At 42.2% G+C, this 230-nt stretch carries 1 protein-coding gene; it reads left to right on the forward strand.

The window, feature by feature from the left end:
- On the forward strand, positions 1–230 hold a 230-nt coding region (locus MKD49_RS26370), incomplete at both ends, for a tyrosine-type recombinase/integrase (protein WP_252697785.1).

Here is a 230-nt window from a genome sequence, read left to right on the forward strand (position 1 = left end):
TCAGCAAAATCAGAGGTAAGGAGATCAAGACTTACGGCTGACGAATACCTGAAAATTTATCAATCAGCAGAATCATCACCATGTTGGCTCAGACTTGCAATGGAACTGGCTGTTGTTACCGGGCAACGAGTTGGTGATTTATGCGAAATGAAGTGGTCTGATATCGTAGATGGATATCTTTATGTCGAGCAAAGCAAAACAGGCGTAAAAATTGCCATCCCAACAGCATT

Source organism: Herbaspirillum sp. WGmk3, from assembly GCF_023952535.1.
In the GTDB taxonomy this organism is placed as follows: Bacteria; Pseudomonadota; Gammaproteobacteria; order Burkholderiales; family Burkholderiaceae_D; genus Herbaspirillum; species Herbaspirillum huttiense.